Origin of the sequence: Actinoplanes sp. NPDC000266 (assembly GCF_042899005.1) — a bacterium.
Taxonomy (GTDB): domain Bacteria; phylum Actinomycetota; class Actinomycetes; order Mycobacteriales; family Micromonosporaceae; genus Actinoplanes.
In genome coordinates this window covers 115657-130801 of the sequence record NZ_JBIAZI010000011.1, presented here as the reverse complement: position 1 = coordinate 130801, position 15145 = coordinate 115657, and the positions used below count along the sequence as shown (strand labels likewise).

The window sequence follows — 15145 nt, the reverse complement described above, 5'->3', positions numbered from 1 at the left end:
CGCCCCAGCCGTTCCTAGCGTCGAGGCATGACGAAGATACTGGTGACAGGCTCGACCGGGATCGGCGGCGCGGTGGCGGCGCGGCTGGGGGAGCGGGCCCTGACGATCGGGCGACACGGTCACATCCGGGCTGACCTTTCCCTTTTGGGGGAGACCGCGCGAGCGGCTGACGAGGTCGCGGCGACCCACGACCGGCTCGACGCGATCGTCTGCTGTGCCGGAGTGTTCACGATGCGCGCGGCCACGACGGCCGAAGGGCTGGAGCGGGCGTGGGTGCTCAACTATCTGTCCCGCTTCCTGCTGATCGACCGGCTCCTCCCGCTACTGCCGCCGGACGGGCGGGTGGTGCTGGTGGCCAGCGCGGGCCGATATCGGGACGTGCGCGGTAACCCCACGCGTGGGCTGCGGGTCGCCGGCCGCACCCAGTTCGCCAACGACCTGTACGCGGTGGAGTTGGCGGCCCGGAAGCCGTCGCTCTCGGTGGCCTGCGTTTATCCGGGCCTGGTGGCGACGCGGGTGTTCCGGGACGCGACCGGGGTGCCGTCGCCGCTGCGGCGGGTGATGGACGCGCTCCAGCAGCGGATCGGCGCGTCCCCTTCATCGGCCGCACGTGGACCCGTACAACTGGCAATCGGTCCTGCTTTTGCCTCTGGCTTCTATGGCCCGTCGGCGCGCCCGCTGCCCGTTCCGGATCGGGTCCTTCACGGCCGCCGGGCCGAGCTGTGGGCCGAGAGCGAGACGCTGACCGGGCGCGTAGGGTCGCTGACATGCCGACGATCACGACCAGCGACGGAGCCCGCCTGAATCACGCCGGCGAGGGCGCCGGCACTCGAATGGTCCTGATCGCCGGACTATTGGAGTTCCTCAAGTGAAAGACCTGCTCAACGGGCTCGACATCGTCGACGACGCGGACGTTCTGGACAGCCTCGCCCACGACGACGCCGAGTGGGCGCCCTACGGGAAGCCGGTCGCGGCCGTCAGGCCCAAAACCACTGATGATGTACGCCGGGTGGTGGCGGCCTGCGCCGAACGAGGCATCCCGATCGTCGCCCGAGGCGCCGGCACCGGCCTGTCCGGCGGGGCCAACGCCGTCGACGGGGCGATGATCGTCGACCTGTCGAAGATGAACCGGATCGTCGAGATCGACGCCGAGAACATGACGGCGACGGTGCAGCCGGGCGTCGTCAACGACGACCTGAAGAAAGCGGTGGCGGCGCACGGCCTCTGGTATCCGCCGGATCCGGCCAGCGCCCCCTGGTCGACCATCGGCGGCAACGTCGCCACGAACGCGGGCGGGCTCTGCTGCCTCAAATACGGTGTCACGCGCGACTACGTGCTCGGTCTGGAAGCGGTGGTGGGCGGTCCGGCGGGGGCCTACGGCACGGTCGTACGCCTGGGGCGCCGCACCACGAAGGGCGTGAGCGGCTACGACCTGGCCGCCCTCTTCACCGGCTCCGAGGGCACGTTCGGCGTGATCACCGAGATCACGCTGCGCCTGCGCCCGGCCCGCCGCGAGGCCCCGCGCACGGTGGTCGGCGCCTTCGACAGCGTGGTGGCGGCGGGCGCGGCGGTGGCCGCCCTGACCAGGGCCGGCCTGCTGCCGGCGGCGCTGGAACTGCTGGACCGCACGTGCCTGCGCGCGGTGGAGGAGTGGAAGCACCTGGGCCTGTCGGCCGACGCGGCCGCCCTGCTGCTGGCTCAACTGGACAGTCCGGGCGCGGCCGGCGACGAGGAGGCGGCCGAGGTGGCCGCGGTCTTCCGGGACGCGGGAGCACTGTGGGCCGAACAATCGACGGACGAGATCGAGGCCGAGGCCCTGTTCGCGGCCCGCCGCCTGGCCTATCCCGCGCTGGAGCGCCTGAGCCCGGTGCTGACCGAGGACGTGTGCGTCCCACGTTCCCGCGTCCCCGACATGCTGGCCGCCATCGAGAAGATCGCCACCCGCCACGGAGCGACGATCGCCACCATCGCCCACGCCGGCGACGGCAACCTGCACCCGTTGATCCTGGCCCCGGCCGGCGACGAGCAGGCCCGGTTGGCCGCCCAGGCCGCCTTCGAAGACATGTTGACGGCCGCGATCGCCATGGGCGGCACGGTAACGGGCGAACACGGCGTCGGCCTGCTGAAGCGGGACGGCATGAAGCAGGAGCTGGCCCCGGAGGTCCTGGCCATGCAGGTGGCCATCAAGCAGACCCTGGACCCCCTGAACCTGTTCAACCCGGGCAAGGTCATCGGCTGAGGGGCCCATCGCGGCGACTCCCTGCGTAACTGAGACCGGGCGGGGTCAGCGGCACGTCCACATGAGAGGGCGGTTGGCCACCGGGTCGGAGGCGGTGGTGTCGGTGGTGTAGCCCCCGGCCACCTTGCCGTCGGTGCTGAAGGCGCTCGTGACGTACTCCTTCATCTTGTTGTAGCGCGGGAGCTGGACGGCCTTCTCGCCGGCGATGATGATCGGCTCGAAGTGGGCTGTGGTGGTCAGGATCCAGCCGTTGGCGGAGCCGATGATGTCGGGGCCGAGCGGGATGTCGAGCTCCTCGAACTTGTTCGCCGCGATGTTGTAGCGGTATGACGCGAAGGTGCGGCTGCCGCCGTCCCGGCTGTCGCGGACGGCCCGGCCGTAGACCCAGCCGCTGTTGACCGACTCGGGCCAGAAGTACGTGGCCTTCACGTCTTCGACCTCGGGCAGCGGCATCAGGCGGCCGGAACCGTTGGGCAGCCACAGATAACCGGTGCCCTCGCCGGACTTCTTGGCGACCGTGCCGATGATCGTGCCGTCCTCGTCGATCTCCGACGCTTCGCCGGTGACGAAACCGGCGGGCATGGTCAACCGCTGCGGTTCGGCCGCGGGTGACGCCCAGGTGACCGGTTTTCCCTGGTACAGCTCGCCGAGCGCGCCGACGATCCGGCCCGACTCGTTGATGGCCGACGCCGAGGACGGGCCACCGCGGAGCGGTGTCACTTTGGTGCCCGTGGAGACGTACGCCCGCGTCTCGTCGTTCTTGCCGAAGCTGAATCCGACGGCGACGCCGGCGGAGTTGATGTCGCCCCAGGCCCCGTCGTCGCCGGGCATGGACGGGCGGTTCTGCAGGACGCCGTCCTTCCAGATGACCGTGTACACCTCTCGCTTCGGCGGATAGACCCGGCCGGTCAGGTAATGGCCGCTCGGATCGCCCGAGCTGACCGTCGCCTTCTTGATGTCGCCGGTCGGAAGCAGCGTCACCTTGCAGTCCCGTGGCACCACCAGCGCGGGGGCAGCGGCGATCGAGGACGGGGAAGGCGTGGGCGGCGGCGGCGGAGGGGGAGCCTCACGCATGGCGGCTACCGCCACCGTTCCACCGCCGGCCGCGACGGCGGTCACCGCGGCCAGGGCCACCCCACCCGACCAGCGGCGGGCCCGGCGCCGGCGGCGGCCCTCGGTCATCGTGCGGGGGATGTCGATCGTCGACGGGGCCGGGGGCTCGTCCGGGATCGTCCGCAGGATCCGGACCGCCCGGTCGTCCTCGCTCATGTCGTTCTCTCCAAGATTCATAGCCGGTCCAGGGCGGCCGAGTCGAATACGAGGCGGAGCTTGTCGAGCGCGTGCGCGCACTGGCTCTTCACGGTTCCCTCGGAGCAGCCCAGATGCTGGGCGACCTCCTTGACCGGCAGATCGCACAGGTAGCGCAGCACGACGACGGCTCGCTGTTTCGGGGGCAACTGCATCAGGGCGGCCCGTACGACCGACTGGTCGTCCACGGGCGCCGGAGGGGCCGCCGCCCGGTCCGGTAACCAGTCGAGCAGCGCGACCTTCCACCAGCCGCGGCGGCGCTCGTCGAGGAAGACCCGCACGAGCATGGTGTTCACGTACGCGTCGACGTTCTCCACGTGGCTGATCGCCGGCCATCGTGTGTAGAGCTTCGTCAGCGTCTCCTGCACGATGTCGTCGGCCTGATACGAGTCACCGCAGAGCAGATATGCCGTGCGCCGCAGCCCTTTCACCCGGCCGTGCACGAAGGCCAGGTATTCGCTGTCAGTTCTTCTCGGCATCCCCGCTCCTGTCGATGTCCTGCGTATCCGACGGTGGATCGACGAGGTTCGGTTGGCTCGAAGGCAAAGAAATTTACAGGGGTACGAGGGCGTCGAGCGGCGTGGTCGGTGTGGCCGCACCGGGCGCGTCCTCGATGGTCACGCCCACCGCGTTCGACGCGGGCAGGCCTTCTACGATGCGTACGGTCGCCGCCTGACCCGCGCCGAGCGCACCGGCCGAGGCCGGATCGCCGTCGCGGATGGTCCACAGCTGGTAGACGCGGCCGTCGGCCGGCGGGGCGGACGCGGCCAGCATGATCACACCGGCGCCGGTCAGCTTCGAGGACGCCACGGTCACCTGCCCGCCGCTGGTCAGCGCCTCTTCGCGCACCTCCAGGTCGGGGGCGGCCAGGATCGCGCGGACGCGCGCCTCGGAGGCCCGCGCCGCTTCGGCGACCGCCCGCTCGTCCCGTACCCGCTGATCCTGAACGGCGTAGACGGCCGCGCCGGCCCCGGCCGCCGCGACCAGCACCGCGGCCGCCGCCACCAGATGAAGACGGCGTGGGGGCCGCCGGGCCGGGCGTACGGGAACCGCTGTCTCCTGCTTCGTGGTGTTTATCTCGTCGAGGACGTTCGCGCGCATCGAGGGCGGCGGCACCGACCACGCGGTGTCGGCCAGGCGGGCCGCGGTCTCGCGCAGCTCGCCCACCTCGGCCCGGCAGTCCTCGCACTCGCGCAGGTGCCGCTCGAAGGCGACCCGTTCGAGGTCGTCCACCGCGTCCAGCACGTACGCGCCGACCAGAGAGTGCACGTCGGCCCTCATGCCGTCGCCCCCGTCGTCAGGCAGTCGCGCAGCCGGGCCAGCCCGTCGCGCATCCGTGACTTGATGGTAGGGAGGGGCGCCCCAAGCAGCTCCGCCACCTGGGGATAGGTCTTGCCTTGGAAATACGCGAGGGTGACCGCCTGCCGTTGCAGCTCGGTCAGCCCGTCGAGGCAGCTGCGCACCTGCCGCCGTTCGAGGCGCACCGCGACCTCGTCGGCCACCGTGTCGTAGGGGATGTCGACGGCCGCGATGCCGATCCGGAGGGTACGGTCGGTCGCCGCCTGCTCGGAGCGGGCCCGGTCGACTGCCCGCCGATGCGCGATCGTGAAGATCCAGGCCGTCGGTGATCCCCGCCCCGGATCGAACTGCGGCGCCCGCCGCCACACCTCGACCAGCACCTCCTGCGCGACCTCCTCGGCGTGCGACGGATCGCGCAGCACCCGCCGCACGAGCCCGAAGACGCGGGGCGCGACGACGTCGTACAGCTGGGCGAAGGCCTTCTCGTCGCCCTGCGCCACCCGCACCAGCAGCGCCTCGAGGTCGAGCACCGGCGTCACCATGTAGGCCCCCTCATGGGGATGATTCGCGGCGGCGCCGCCCGCGGATGGGTCCGAAGTCAAAGAATCATGCGCAGCAGTTCCGCGGCGGCCGGCCCGGGCGGCGCCGAGGCGGGCAGGGCCACCGAGACCTGCCATGACGCACCGGCGGTGAGCCGGGCCACGTGCAGGCCCGAGGCGTGCGGCTTGCGGGTCACCGGCGCCGGCACGACGGCGATCCCCAGTCCCTGGTGAACGAAGTCTAGCAACGTATGGACGTCGTTCACTTCGACCGAGATCCGCCGGTCGACGCCGTGCCGCGCGAACAGCTGGTCGTTGACCTTGCGGGCGCCCCAGTCGGGGCTGAAGTCGACGAAGTCCTCGCCGGCCAGGGCGGACGGGTCAAGATCGGCCGGCACGTGGTCCGGATGGGTGAGCAGCAACATCTCCTCGGTGGCCAGGGCCTCCAGCCGTACGCCCTCGGGCGCGGACCCCGGAAGCGCGACGAAGCCGACGTTGAGCCGCCCCTGCCGGATCTCGTCGATGATGTGCCCGGACCCGGCGTAGCGCAGGCTGATCTCCACACCGGGATGGGCGCGGCGGAACGAGGCCAGCAGCGGCGGCAGGTCGACCACGCCGAGGCACTGCTCGGTGCCGACCGTGAGGCTGCCGCGCACCAGCCCGCGCACCGCGGCCACCGCTTCCCGGGCCGCGGCGGCGCTGGCCAGCGTACGATTCGCCTCGGTGAGCAGGGCGCGGCCGGCGTCGGTGAGCTGCACGCGGCGGGTGTGCCGCACGAAAAGGTCGGCGTCCAGTTCGCGCTCGAGCGCCTTGATCGAGGCGGAGAGCCCCGACTGCGCCACCCGCATGCGCTCGGCGGCGCGGGTGAAGTGGCGCTCCTCGGCCACCGCGACGAAGTACTCCAGGTGCCGCAACTCCATGATTGAGCAGTCTAGGTGCTTAATCCGAGCGCTTTCTTCTGTTGGACCTTTGATCACCGAGGGACGAGGGTGGACACATGCCAACCAGCTACACCGCCGACGGCGATCGTTACGACACCATGGAGTACCGCCGGACCGGGCGTTCCGGGCTGAAGCTGCCCGCCGTCTCGCTCGGCCTGTGGCACAACTTCGGCGACGACAAGCCTCTGGAGACCCAGCGGGCGATCCTGCGCCGGGCCTTCGACCTCGGCATCACCCACTTCGACCTGGCCAACAACTACGGCCCGCCGTACGGGTCGGCCGAGATCAACTTCGGGCGGCTGCTGGCCGAGGACTTCCGCCCGTACCGCGACGAGCTGGTCATCTCGACCAAGGCCGGGTACGACATGTGGCCGGGACCGTACGGCGAGTGGGGCTCGCGCAAGTACGTCACGGCCTCGCTCGACCAGTCGCTCAAGCGGATGGGCCTGGAGTACGTCGACATCTTCTACTCGCACCGCTTCGACCCGGAGACCCCGCTCGAGGAGACGATGGGCGCGCTCGACGCCGCCGTGCGGGCGGGCAAGGCGCAGTACGTGGGCATCTCGTCGTACTCGCCGGAGAAGACCGCCGAGGCGGCCGCGATCCTGCGTGACCTGGGCACGCCGCTGCTGATCCACCAGCCGTCGTACTCGATGCTGAACCGCTGGATCGAGGGCGGCCTGCTCGACGTTCTGAACACCGAAGGCGCCGGCTGCATCGCCTTCTCGCCGCTGGCCCAGGGCATGCTCACCGACCGTTACCTGAACGGCATTCCCGAGGGCTCACGGGCGACCGAGCACAAGTCGCTGTCGGAAGACCTGCTCTCCGACGAGAACCTGGGCAAGATCCGGGCGCTCAACGAGATCGCCCAGCGCCGCGGCCAGAGCCTGGCCCAGATGGCGATCGCCTGGTCGCTGCGGGACTCGCGGATGACCTCGGTCGTGCTCGGCGCCAGCAGCGTGCGCCAGCTCGAGGCGAACGTCGCGGCCCTTCAGAACACGACGTTCACCCCGGACGAGCTGGCCGAGATCGACAAGTACGCCACCGAGTCGGGCATCAACCTCTGGGCGCGCAGCAGTTCGGTCTAAGAGAAGGAAGCGTGGTAGGACGCGGCCATGTCCGCGTCCCCATGCCCCTTCTCCTCGGCCCGGCGGAAGCGTTCGGCGCCGGCTTCGGCCAGGTCCAGCCGTACGCCGTGACGCCGGCCCGCCTCGACGATGAGCCGCGCGTCCTTGCCGGCGGTGCTCACCGCGAAGCTGGCCGGCGTCAGCTTGTCCGCCCGGACCAGGTCGGTCTTGGCCCGCAGGTAGCCGTTGTCGAGCGGGCCGCCCTGGATGAGCTCGAGGAACTTGCCGAAGTCGACGTGCAGCGCCTCGGACAGGGCCAGCACCTCGCCACCGGCGTGGGTCAGCGCCAGCACCCAGCTGTTGGCGACCAGCTTGAGCCTCGTGCCCTCGCCCGGATGGTCCAGCCACACGGTCTTCGCGCCGACGGCGTCGAACACCGGCGCGATGGTGTCCCTTTTGTCGGGCGAGCCGGCCGCCAGCACGGTCAACTGCCCGGCCTCGGCCGGCTGCCGGGTGCCCAGCACGGGGGCGTCGTAGTAGGCGAGGTTGTGCTCCTTGGCATAGCCCGCGAACTCGTCGACGTCGTCGAGGCTCACGGTGGTCGACTGGACCCAGATCTGGCCCTCGTCGACGGCCGGCTGCGCCTCGCGCATCACCTCGCGCACGGCCGCCCCGTCGAACAGCATGGTCAGCACCACGTCGGCCCCGCGCACGGCCTCCTCGACGGTGGCCACGACGCGGGCCCCGTCGGCCGCGAGGGGTTGCGCCCTCTCCTGGGTGCGATTCCAGACTCGTACGGTGAAACCGCTTTTGACCAGATTGCGGGCCATCGCGGCCCCCATGATGCCGGTGCCGAGGACGCTGACGGTGAGGGTCTCTGTCATGCGCATCATCTTCCCTGAAAATTGTCGTACCCCTCCGCCAGAATGACGGCGTGCTGGTAGCGGTGGACCCGTCGGGGTTCCTTCAGGAGCTGCGGGCCGACGGGGCGCCCGGCGGTCCCCCGGTCCACGCCGCCGATCTGCCGGCCGCGATCGCCGCGCGCGAGGCGGCCGACGCGCCACGTTGGGTGTGGCCGGCCACCGCCGAGTTCTATCCGGGGTTGCTGCGGGCCGGGGTCCGCGTCGCCCGCTGTCACGATCTCGAGCTCACCGAGGCGCTGCTGCTGGGCCACGCCGGCCGCTGGGGCGCTCCCCGTTCGCTCGCCGCCGCCCACGCCCGCCTGCATGGTCTGCCCGTTCCGCCCGATCCGCCGCCGCGCCTGCCCGAGCCGCCCGGTCTCACCCAGGGTGCCCTGTTCGACACCGTTTCCGCGCCGGCGGCCGCCCTTCAGACCATTTCCGAGGTGTACGGCGATCAGCTACGCCGAGTCGCCGACACCGAGCACCCTGGGCGCTTCCGGCTGCTCGTGGCCGCCGAGTCGGCCGGCTCCCTGGTCGGGGCCGAGATGGGTCACGCCGGCCTGCCCTGGCGGGCCGATCTGCACGACGAGCTGCTGCGCGAGCTGCTCGGCCCGCCCCAGGCGGTCGGGCCGCCCCGCCGCCTGGCCGAGCTGACCGCCGAGATCAACGCGGCCTTCGGCGTGCACGGGCTCCATCCCGACTCGCCGGCCGAGGTGGTCAAGGCGTTCGCCCGGGCCGGCGTCGACATCCCCAACACCCGGGCCTGGGTGGTCCGCCGCGTCGACCATCCGGCCGTGAAACCCCTGCTCGAATACAAGGAGCTCTACCGCATCTGGACCGCGCACGGCTGGTCCTGGCTCGACCAGTGGGTCACTGACGGCCGTTTCCGGCCCGAGTACGTGCCGGGCGGCGTCGTCTCCGGCCGCTGGGCCGCGCGCGGGGGCGGCGCCCTCCAGGTGCCGAAGTCCGTGCGCAAGGGTGTGGTCGCCGACCCGGGCTGGCGCTTCGTGGTGGCCGACGCCGGCCAGCTCGAGCCGCGGGTGCTGGCCGCCATGTCCGGCGACCGGCGGTTCGCCGAGGCCGGCGCGGGGGCCGATCTCTACGCGGCGCTGGCTGCCAACTCGTTCGACGGCGACCGCGCCAAGGCCAAGGTCGCGCTGATCGGCGCCATGTACGGCCAGACCGGCGGCAACGCGATCCCGGCCCTGGCCGTCCTGCGCAAGCACTACCCGGTCGCGTTCGACTACGTCGAGGCCGCCGCCCGCACGGGTGAGGCCGGTGGCCTGGTCCGCTCCTGGCTGGGCCGCACGTGTCCGCCTTCGTCGGCCGGCTGGGGCGACGAGGCGGGGCTGGACCCGCCCGAGACCGAGCAGCCCCTCGGTGGCGCGTCCGGGCGGGCCCGGGGCCGCTTCACGCGCAACTTCGTCGTGCAGGCCACGGCGGCCGAGTGGGCGCTGGTGTTGCTCGCCACACTGCGTACGGCTTTGGAGGGAACCAGGGCCGAGCTCGTCCTTTTCGTGCACGATGAAGTTGTCGTCCACTGCCCGGCCGCGGAAGCGGAACAGGTGGTGGCGGCCGTGCACGAAAGCGCCGCCAAGGCGGGCAGGATGCTTTTCGGGGACACAACGGTGCGCTTCCCGCTCGATGTCTCAACAGTTGGCGCATACGCCGACGCGAAATGAGATTGCGGTAACTTGGGTGGTCCGAAGCGAGAGGCGCTGCAACGGGGAGTGATCCCCGCCACGCTCGCTCGGTGCAATCCGACCAAGGGCGCCTCCGTTGTAACCACGGAGGTGGTCGGTGTGGAAAGAAACGAGCGTGTCGCGGAGCTCAAACGTCTGCTCGGCGAGCGGATCCTGGTGCTCGACGGCGCCTGGGGCACGATGCTGCAGGGCGCAGGGCTGACCCCGGAGGACTACCGCGGCGACATGATCCCGGCCGATCACCCGCAGGACGTGACCGGCGACCCCGATCTGCTGATCCTCACCCGGCCCGACGTGATCCTCGACGTCCACCGGCAATATCTGGCGGCCGGCGCCGACATCACCACCACCAACACGTTCACCGCGACCAGCATCGCCCAGGCCGACTACGGCCTGGAGCACCTGGTGCGCGACATGAACGTCAAGGCGGCCCAGCTCGCCCGGCAGGCGGCCGACGAGGCCGGTGGCACGCGGTTCGTGGCCGGCTCGGTCGGCCCGCTGAACGTCACCCTTTCGCTGTCGCCCAAGGTCGACGACCCGGCCTACCGTGCGGTCACCTTCGACCAGGTCAAGGCGGCGTACGCGGAGCAGATCGCGGCCCTGGCCGAGGGCGGCGTCGACCTGCTGCTGATCGAGACGATCTTCGACACGCTGAACGCCAAGGCGGCCGTCGCGGCCGCCCGTGAGGTCGCGCCCGACCTGCCGCTGTGGATCTCCGTGACCATCGTCGACCTGTCCGGGCGCACGCTCAGCGGTCAGACCGTCGAGGCGTTCTGGCGCTCCATCGAGCGGGCCGAGCCGCTGGTCGTGGGCGTGAACTGCTCGCTCGGCGCCACCGAGATGCGCCCGCACGTGGCCGACCTGGCCCGCTTCTCCAACGTCTTCGTCGCCTCCCACCCGAACGCCGGCCTGCCCAACGCCTTCGGCGGCTACGACGAGCAGCCCGCGGAGACCGCCGCGCTGGTCAAGGGCTTCATCGACGACGGCCTCGTCAACATCGTGGGCGGTTGTTGCGGGACCACTCCGGCACACATCGCGCAAATCGCTCAAGCAGCGAAGGGCGCCCGGCAGCGGGTGATCAATCCGCCGGCCGAGACCACGCGGTTCAGCGGGCTCGAGCCGTTCGCGATCGGCCCCGACACCGGCTTCGTCATGATCGGCGAGCGGACCAACGTCACCGGCTCGGCCAAGTTCCGCCGGCTCATCGAGGCCGACAACTATCAGGGCGCGGTCGACGTGGCCCTCGACCAGGTGCGCGGCGGGGCCAACCTGCTCGACGTGAACATGGACGCCGACCTGCTCGACAGCGAGCAGGCGATGACCACCTTCCTCAACCTGATCGCCACCGAGCCCGAGGTGGCCCGCATCCCGGTCATGATCGACAGCTCCAAGTGGAGCGTGCTCGAGGCCGGCCTCAAGTGCGTGCAGGGCAAGGGCGTGGTCAACTCGATCAGCCTCAAGGAGGGCGAGGAGGCCTTCCTCTCCCAGGCCCGCAAGATCCGTGACTTCGGCGCCGGCGTGGTGGTCATGGCCTTCGACGAGCAGGGCCAGGCCGACACCCGCGATCGCAAGGTCGAGATCTGCGGACGGGCGTACGACCTGCTGGTGGGCACCGCCGGTTTCGCGCCGGACGACATCATCTTCGACCCGAACGTCCTCGCGGTCGCGACGGGAATCTCCGAGCACAACGGATACGCCAAGGCGTTCATCGAGGCGCTGCCGCTGATCAAACAGCGGTGCCCGGGAGCCCGGACGAGCGGCGGCATCTCCAACCTGTCGTTCTCGTTCCGCGGCAACGACGTGGTCCGCGAGGCCATGCACTCGGCCTTCCTGTTCCACGCGGTCAAGGCCGGCCTCGACATGGGCATCGTCAACGCCGGTCAGCTCGCCGTCTATCAGGACATCCCGGCCGACCTGCTGGAGCTGGTCGAGGACGTGCTCTTCGACCGCCGGCCCGACGCCACCGACCGGCTGGTCACGTTCGCGTCCACGGTCACCGGCAAGGGCAAGCAGCGCGAGGTCGACCTGTCCTGGCGCGAGGCCCCGGTCAACGAGCGCCTGTCGTACGCGCTGGTCCACGGCATCGTCGACTTCATCGAGGACGACACCGAGGAGGCCCGGCAGCAGTTCGCGCGGCCGCTCGAAGTGATCGAGGGCCCGCTCATGGACGGCATGAAGGTGGTCGGCGACCTGTTCGGCTCGGGCAAGATGTTCCTGCCCCAGGTGGTCAAGAGCGCCCGGGTCATGAAGCGCTCGGTGGCCTACCTGGAGCCGTACATGGAGGCCGAGAAGGAGCAGGCCCGCCTCGAGGGCCGGGTCGAGACCTCGCGCGGGCAGGGCAAGGTCGTGCTGGCCACGGTCAAGGGCGACGTGCACGACATCGGCAAGAACATCGTCGGCGTGGTGCTCGGCTGCAACAACTACGAGGTGATCGACCTCGGCGTGATGGTGCCGGCCGCGAAGATCCTCGACACCGCGGTGGCCGAGGGCGCCGACGTCGTCGGCCTGTCCGGCCTGATCACCCCGTCGCTCGACGAGATGGTCGCGGTCGGCGCCGAGATGCAGCGCCGCGGTCTCAAGCTGCCGCTGCTCATCGGCGGGGCGACGACCTCCAAGCAGCACACGGCCGTACGCATCGCGCCCGCCTACGAGGCCTCGACGGTGCACGTGCTCGACGCGTCCCGGGTGGTCGGCGTGGTCTCCGACCTGCTCGACTCCGAGCGGGCCGAGAAGCTCGACGTGGCCAACCGGGCCGACCAGGAGCGGCTGCGCGAGCAGCACGCCAACCGGCACGCCCAGCCGCTGCTCACCCTGGAGCAGGCCCGGGCCAACCGCGAGGAGGTCGACTTCAGCGACCTGCCGACGCCGGCCTTCACCGGTGTCCGCGACGTGCAGCCGACGATCGCCCAGCTCCGCGAGATGATCGACTGGCAGTTCCTGTTCCTGGCCTGGGAGCTCAAGGGCAAATATCCGGCCATCCTGGAGCAGCCGGTGGCGCGCGAGCTGTTCGACGACGCCAACACCCTGCTCGACAAGATCATCGCGGACGGGTCGTTCCAGGCCCGGGGGCGGTACGCGTTCTGGCCGGCCCACAGCGACGGCGACGACATCGTGCTCGGCAACGGCGTGAAGTTCCCGATGCTGCGCCAGCAGACCCAGAAGCCGGAGGGCCGCGCCAACCGCTCGCTGGCCGACTACATCGCCCCCGCCGGCTCGGGCGATCATCTCGGCGGCTTCGCGGTGGCCATCCACGGCGCCGAGGATCTCGCGGCGAAATACGAGGCGGAGAACGACGACTACCGCGCCATCATGGTCAAGGCGCTGGCCGACCGGCTGGCCGAGGCGTTCGCCGAATATCTGCACCTCCAGGTCCGCCGCCAGTGGTTCGAGCCGGACGCCAAGCCCAAGCTCGAAGACCTGCACGCCGAGCGCTTCCGGGGCATCCGGCCCGCGCTGGGATATCCGGCCAGCCCCGACCACAGCGAGAAGAAGGACCTCTTCGACCTGCTCGGGACGCGGGAGATCGGCGTCGGCCTCACGGAGTCGTACGCCATGACCCCGGCCGCCGCGGTCTCCGGCCTGATCTTCGCCCACCCCGACTCGCGGTACTTCACCGTGGGCCGCCTCGGCAAGGACCAGATCACCGACTACGCGGCCCGCCGCGGCATGAGCGTGGACGAGGTCGAGCGTTGGTTGCGGCCGAACCTGGCGTACGAGATCGCATGATCGACGCTCTGCTGGAGAAGGCCCGCGAGGGCCTTCTCCGCCTCACCCCGCACGAGACCCGGGCCGCCGTCCTCGACGGCGCCCTGCTGATCGACACCCGGACCGACAAACAGCGGGCCGAGCAGGGCGACCTGCCCGGCGCCATCGTCATCGACCGGACCGTGATGGAGTGGCGCCTCGACCCCTCGTCGCCATACAAGATCCCCGAGGCCACCGACCATGACGTGCGGATCATCGTGGTCTGCCGTCAGGGCTACAGCTCGAGCCTGGCCGCGGCCAGTCTGAAGGCGCTGGGCCTGTGGCGGGCCACCGACCTGATCGGCGGCTTCGAGGCGTGGGCGGCCGCGGGCCTGCCCCTGTCGGACAAGCCCGCCGACATTCGCTACTGAGGGTAGTCGCCGGCCTCGGTGAAGATGGCCACGACGGTGGCCGCCCGCACGTCGAAGCCCAGGGTCAGGAATTTGCCCGGCGCCAGCTCCACACTCGACGGATTCGCCTGGTCGGAGTGACCCGAGTCGTACAGCTGCACATCCCCGTAGCCGTCCCAGCCCTTCTCCGGCTCCCGCACGAGACGGCCCACCGTGTCGCGGTGCTCCGAGAACCGGGGCTTCAGATCGCCGTACGTCACGAGGACCTCGCCCGTGCTCAACCGCAGAGCGTGATGCGACGAGGCGGGCATGTCGGTCGGCTGGGCGATGCTCCAGGTGTGGCCGTCGTCGGTGGACTCGGCGATGTAGGCGTGCCCCACTGTCGTACGGATGAGAACGATGACCCGGTCGTCGAGGACCGTCAGCGTCGGCTCCTGGAAGTGCACGCCGTCGGCCGCCGCCAGCAGCACCTCGGTCTCCGCGGGCCAGGTCCGGCCGCCGTCGGTGCTGCGGACGACGGTCGCGCGCATCCACGCCTCGCCCGGCAGACGCCCGTACAGCGGGAAAAGAAGATCGCCGCTGGGCAGCTCGGCCGCCGCACCGTGCGAGGCCGAGAAGGTCTTCGACGCCCGGCGCTCCTCCTCGGGCAGGGCCATGGCCGTGCCGACGAGGATCGGCTCGCCCCAGGTCTCGCCGTTGTCCGTGCTGCGGTGCACCCAGGTGCCGTGGGTGGTGTGCCACGGCTCGGTCCACTCGATCACGAAGTAGCTGAGCAGGACCGTGCCGTCCCTCAGCACGACCAGCTTGGGATCGCGGTCGTCGAAGGGGCCGTCCACCGCCGTACGCGGCTCGCTCCAGGTCTTGCCGTTGTCCTCGCTCTCGGCGAGGCGGATCCGGCCGTCCGCCTTCACGTGGCCGGTGCTCTCCCGCCAGGCCGCCAGCAGCCGCCCGTCGGCCAGTCGCACGACATCGGGAAAGTGCGGTAGCAGCCCCGGCTCGGCCCGGGCCACAGTGATTTGCGTAGGCAACGCTTTACCCCTCACGCCATGGTCG

The 15145-nt window shown here is 70.7% G+C and carries 13 protein-coding genes; 6 read left to right on the top strand and 7 right to left on the bottom strand.

The features are described 5' to 3' along the window. Nucleotides 1–27 precede the first annotated feature (27 nt). On the top strand, nucleotides 28–804 hold the full coding sequence (locus tag ACFY36_RS38110; protein ID WP_499750763.1) for an SDR family oxidoreductase: 777 nt from the start codon (nucleotides 28–30) through the stop codon (nucleotides 802–804). A 64-nt stretch (nucleotides 805–868) separates the two neighbouring features. Further along, nucleotides 869–2239 carry an FAD-binding oxidoreductase gene (locus ACFY36_RS38105; protein ID WP_499750762.1) on the top strand — a complete coding sequence of 457 codons (1371 nt, stop codon included), beginning with the start codon at nucleotides 869–871 and terminating at the stop codon, nucleotides 2237–2239. Between the two features lie 45 nt (nucleotides 2240–2284). On the opposite strand, the gene ACFY36_RS38100 is transcribed toward ACFY36_RS38105, so the two are convergent. From ACFY36_RS38100 to ACFY36_RS38080, 5 genes are all read right to left on the bottom strand, one after another. Beyond that, complete coding sequence (locus ACFY36_RS38100) at nucleotides 2285–3508, bottom strand: hypothetical protein (protein WP_499750761.1); 1224 nt, start codon at nucleotides 3506–3508, stop codon at nucleotides 2285–2287. Between the two features lie 17 nt (nucleotides 3509–3525). Further along, nucleotides 3526–4026 (bottom strand): RNA polymerase sigma factor, encoded by a 501-nt coding sequence (locus ACFY36_RS38095; protein WP_499750760.1) that lies wholly within the window; start codon nucleotides 4024–4026, stop codon nucleotides 3526–3528. Between the two features lie 73 nt (nucleotides 4027–4099). Beyond that, nucleotides 4100–4828, bottom strand: coding sequence for an anti-sigma factor (locus ACFY36_RS38090; protein ID WP_499750759.1), 729 nt, complete (start codon nucleotides 4826–4828; stop codon nucleotides 4100–4102). Then, nucleotides 4825–5388 (bottom strand): ECF RNA polymerase sigma factor SigK, encoded by a 564-nt coding sequence (gene sigK, locus ACFY36_RS38085; protein ID WP_499750758.1) that lies wholly within the window; start codon nucleotides 5386–5388, stop codon nucleotides 4825–4827. The genes ACFY36_RS38090 and sigK overlap by 4 nt, the downstream gene beginning before the upstream one ends. A gap of 56 nt (nucleotides 5389–5444) precedes the next feature. Further along, on the bottom strand, nucleotides 5445–6305 hold the full coding sequence (locus ACFY36_RS38080; protein WP_499750757.1) for a LysR family transcriptional regulator: 861 nt from the start codon (nucleotides 6303–6305) through the stop codon (nucleotides 5445–5447). Nucleotides 6306–6382: 77 nt separating this feature from the next. On the opposite strand from ACFY36_RS38080, the gene mgrA reads away from it, so the two are divergent. Beyond that, complete coding sequence (gene mgrA / locus ACFY36_RS38075) at nucleotides 6383–7414, top strand: L-glyceraldehyde 3-phosphate reductase (protein ID WP_499750756.1); 1032 nt, start codon at nucleotides 6383–6385, stop codon at nucleotides 7412–7414. On the opposite strand, the gene ACFY36_RS38070 is transcribed toward mgrA, so the two are convergent. Next, nucleotides 7411–8277, bottom strand: coding sequence for an NAD(P)-dependent oxidoreductase (locus ACFY36_RS38070; RefSeq protein WP_499750755.1), 867 nt, complete (start codon nucleotides 8275–8277; stop codon nucleotides 7411–7413). The genes mgrA and ACFY36_RS38070 overlap by 4 nt on opposite strands. 50 nt (nucleotides 8278–8327) lie before the next feature. On the opposite strand from ACFY36_RS38070, the gene ACFY36_RS38065 reads away from it, so the two are divergent. From ACFY36_RS38065 to ACFY36_RS38055, 3 genes are all read left to right on the top strand, one after another. Beyond that, nucleotides 8328–9977 (top strand): bifunctional 3'-5' exonuclease/DNA polymerase, encoded by a 1650-nt coding sequence (locus tag ACFY36_RS38065; protein WP_499750754.1) that lies wholly within the window; start codon nucleotides 8328–8330, stop codon nucleotides 9975–9977. 120 nt (nucleotides 9978–10097) lie between these two features. After that, entirely contained in the window at nucleotides 10098–13724 is a 3627-nt protein-coding gene (gene metH, locus ACFY36_RS38060) for a methionine synthase (RefSeq protein ID WP_499750753.1), read from the top strand. Beyond that, a complete protein-coding gene (locus ACFY36_RS38055) occupies nucleotides 13721–14113 on the top strand; it encodes a rhodanese-like domain-containing protein (RefSeq protein WP_499750752.1) in 393 nt (130 codons plus the stop codon). The genes metH and ACFY36_RS38055 overlap by 4 nt, the downstream gene beginning before the upstream one ends. On the opposite strand, the gene ACFY36_RS38050 is transcribed toward ACFY36_RS38055, so the two are convergent. Continuing rightward, the gene (locus tag ACFY36_RS38050) at nucleotides 14107–15120 is read right to left on the bottom strand and encodes a sialidase family protein (protein ID WP_499750751.1); all 1014 of its coding nucleotides are present in this window, start codon (nucleotides 15118–15120) and stop codon (nucleotides 14107–14109) included. The two genes, ACFY36_RS38055 and ACFY36_RS38050, sit on opposite strands and share 7 nt — an antisense overlap. Between the last annotated feature and the right edge of the window lie 25 nt (nucleotides 15121–15145).